Annotated in this window: 1 protein-coding gene; it reads left to right on the forward strand. The window is 74.0% G+C overall.

Annotated elements, in window-relative coordinates; genetic code table 11:
* Positions 1-3,927, forward strand: a 3,927-nt coding sequence (locus tag ACWCV3_RS28500; protein ID WP_451230111.1) for an SDR family NAD(P)-dependent oxidoreductase, incomplete at both ends; no start/stop codon positions are given.

Raw genomic sequence — 3,927 nt, forward strand, 5'->3', positions numbered from 1 at the left:
GCCTGCTGCTGGGCGACGGCTTCAACGCGTTCGTCGAGGTCTCCACGCACCCGGTCCTGACCGGACCGGTCGCGGAGACCGCCGAGGACGCGGGCGTGGTCGGCGGCGTCCTGGCCGTCGGCACCCTGGAGCGTGACAACGGCGGTATGGCCCGGCTGGTGCGGTCCTTCGCGGAGGCGTACGTCGGCGGTCTCCCCGTCGACTGGACGACCGTCCTGCCGTCCGCACAGACCGTCGAGCTGCCCACCTACGCCTTCCAGCGCCAGCGCTACTGGATGGAGCCGTCCGCCGAGCCGGCCGTGCCCACGCCCGGTGACATCGCGGACAGCGCGGCCGAAGCCCGGTTCTGGGCCGCCGCCGAGGGCCGTGACCTGGCGCACCTGGCCGAGGTGCTGGAACTGGACGACCAGGAACAGCTCGGTGAGGTGGTGTCGGCGCTGGTGGCCTGGCGCCGCCGTGAGCAGGACCGTTACTCGACCGCGCAGTGGCGCTACCGTGTGGAGTGGTCCCCCGTCGCCGTGGCCTCCTCGGCCGCGCTGTCCGGGCGCTGGCTGCTCGCCGTCCCGGCCGCACTCGCCGACGACGAGTTCACCCGGAGCTGCACCGCCGCGCTGACCGACCGAGGCGCCGAGGTCGTCGTGGCCCGCGTCCCCGCCGAGGCCGTGGACCGGGCCGACATGGCCGCGATCCTCATCGAGACGCAGACGCAGACGCAGACGCAGCTCACCGGCGTGCTGTCGCTGCTGGCGCTGGACGAGACACCCATACCCGAACACCCCGTCGTCCCCCGTGGACTGGGCGCCACCCTGGCTCTGACGCAGGCGCTCGGCGACGCCGGGATCGGCGCCCCCCTGTGGGTCGTCACCCGTGGCGCCGTCGCGGCCGACCAGGGCGAGACCCTGACCGCCCCCGTGCAGACGCACGTGTGGGGCTTCGGCCGTGGTGTCGGACTGGAGCACCCGGAACGCTGGGGCGGCCTGATCGACCTGCCCGCCACGCTGGACGGCCGTGCCGCCGCCCGGCTGGTGGCGCTGCTCGCGTCCGGAGCCTCCGGCACCGAGGACCAGGTCGCGATCCGCGACTCCGGCGTCCTCGGCCGCCGCCTGACCCGCGCCCCCCGCCCCCGAGGCGACGCCCAGCAGTGGACGCCGCGCGGTACGACCCTCGTCACCGGAGGCACCGGCGCCATCGCCGGGCACGTGGCCCGCAAGCTGGCCGAGCGCGGCGCCCCCCGCCTGGTGCTGACCAGCCGCTCCGGACCGGCCGCGTTCGGCGCCGGAGTGCTGGCCGCCGAGCTGGCCGAGGCCGGGACCTCCGTCGACGTGGTGGCCTGCGACAGCGGACGCCGCGCCGACCTGGCCGGCGTGGTCGAGTGGGCCGGTCCCGCGCTCCACGCCGTGCTGCACACTGCCGGTGTCCGGCAGGAGACCGCCGTGCAGGCCACCGACCTGGCCGAAACGGCCCAGGTGGTGGCGGCCAAGGCGGCCGGCGCGTGGTGGCTGCACGAGCTGACCCGGGATCTGGATCTCGACGCCTTCGTCCTGTTCTCCTCGATCTCCGCCACATGGGGCAGCGGTCTGCAACCCGCGTACGGCGCCGCCAACGCCTTCCTCGACGGCCTCGCGGAGTACCGCCTCTCCCGGAACCTGCCCGCCACCTCGGTGGCCTGGGGCCCGTGGGGCGGCGGCGGCATGACCGACGAGGAGGGCGCCGCCCAGGGCGAGCGGCGCGGCCTGATGGTCATGGAGCCGGGCCGTGCGGCCGACGCGCTCACCCAGGTCATCGACCGGGGCGAACCGCTGATGACGGTCGCCGACGTGGACTGGGCGCGCTTCGCCCCGCCGTTCACCCTGCGCCGCCCCAGCCCCCTCATCGCCGACCTCCCCGAGGTCCGCCAGGTCCTCACCGCGTCGGCCCCCGACCAGACCGACGGCGCTGCCACGGGCTCCCCGCTCACACAGCGGCTCGCCGGCCTCTCCCGGGGCGAACAGGTCCGGCTGCTGATCGGCATCGTGCGGACCGAGGCCGCCCAGGTCCTCGACTACCCGTCCCCGGACGCGGTGGAGCCCACCCGCGCCTTCAGCGACCTGGGCTTCGACTCGCTCACGGCCGTCGAACTCCGCAACCGTCTGAGCGCGGCCACCGGCGTGCAACTCCCGGCGACCCTGCTCTTCGACGCCCCCACCCCCACGGCCGCCGCCGAGTACCTGCTCGCCGAACTTGCGGGCGTCCCCGACGACACCCAGGCCCCCGCGCCGATCGCCGCCGCCGCGACCGACGAGCCGCTGGCCATCGTCGGCATCGGCTGCCGCTACCCGGGCGGCGTCACCGGCGCCGAGGAGCTGTGGAACCTGGTCGAGGCCGGAACCAGCGCGATCTCCACGCTTCCGGAGAACCGGGGCTGGATCTTCGAGGACCGCTCCGAGGAGGAGGACGACTACATCGGCGCCTCCATCCGCGCGGGCGGCTTCGTCTACGACGCGGTCGGCTTCGACGCCGGGTTCTTCGGGATCAGCCCCCGCGAGGCGCTGATGATGGACCCGCAGCAGCGGATGCTCCTTGAGGTCGCCTGGGAGGCGCTGGAGCAGGCCGGGATCGACCCGACCTCGCTGCGCGGCTCCGCGACCGGCGTCTTCGCCGGCGCGTCCGCCTCCGGCTACGGCTACAGCTCGGGCCTCCAGAACGGCGAACTCGACGGACACCTCGTCACGGGCGTCTCGACCAGCGTCGTCTCCGGCCGTATCTCCTACGTCCTGGGCCTTGAGGGCCCCGCCGTCACCGTCGATACGGCCTGCTCCTCCTCCCTGGTGGCGCTCCACCTGGCCTGCCAGGCGGTGCGCTCCGGCGAGTGCTCGCTCGCGCTGGTCGGCGGCGTCATGGTCGCGGCCAACCCGCTCCTCTTCGACCAGTTCAGCCGCCAGATGGGGCTCTCCCCGGACGGCTCCTGCAAGGCGTTCTCCGCCGGGGCGGACGGCATGGGCCTCGGCGAGGGCGCCGGCATGCTCGTCGTCGAGCGCCTCTCCGACGCGCGCCGCAACGGCCACCGGATCCTCGCGGTCGTCCGTGGTTCAGCGGTGAACCAGGACGGCGCCTCCAACGGCCTCACCGCCCCCAACGGCCCCTCCCAGCAGCGCGTCATCCGCGCCGCCCTGGCCAACGCCGGGGTGCGGGCCGACGAGGTCGACGTCGTCGAGGCACACGGCACCGGCACGCCCCTGGGTGACCCGATCGAGGCCCAGGCGCTGCTGGCGACCTACGGCAAGGAACGGGCCGACGACCGGCCCCTGTGGCTCGGCTCGGTGAAGACCAACATCGGCCACACCCAGGCCGCCGCCGGTGTCGCGGGCGTGATCAAGATGGTGATGGCGCTCAAGCACCGCCAACTCCCGCGCTCCCTCTACTCCGAGCAGCGTTCACCGCACGTCGACTGGTCGGCGGGCAAGGTGGAACTCCTCGCCGAGGCCCGCCCCTGGGACGTGGCCGACGACCGACCGCGCCGCGCGGGCGTCTCATCCTTCGGCATGAGCGGCACCAACGCCCACGTCATCCTTGAGGAGAACCAGGAACCTGCCGAAGCCGCGCGTATTGAAGACGCCACTCCCGCGCCCCTGGCCTGGCCGGTCTCCGGACGCACGGCGAAGACGCTCACCGCGCAGGCGAGCCGCTTGTGGGAATGGGTGACCGCCCGGCCTGAACTGGAGCCGGCCGATGTGGCCTGGTCGTTGGCTGCGACGCGTTCGGCATTCGAGCACCGTGCGGTGGTGCTGGGCGCTGAGGGCGGTGAGTTGCTGGCGGGGCTGCGTGGTGTGGCGGCTGGGGTGTCGTCGGGTTCTGTGGTGTCGGGGGTGGCGCGTTCTGGTGGGCGGACGGTGTTCGTGTTCGCGGGTCAGGGTGCGCAGTGGGTGGGGATGGGTCGTGAGCTGGCCG

It is taken from the genome of Streptomyces sp. NPDC001781 (assembly GCF_053596035.1).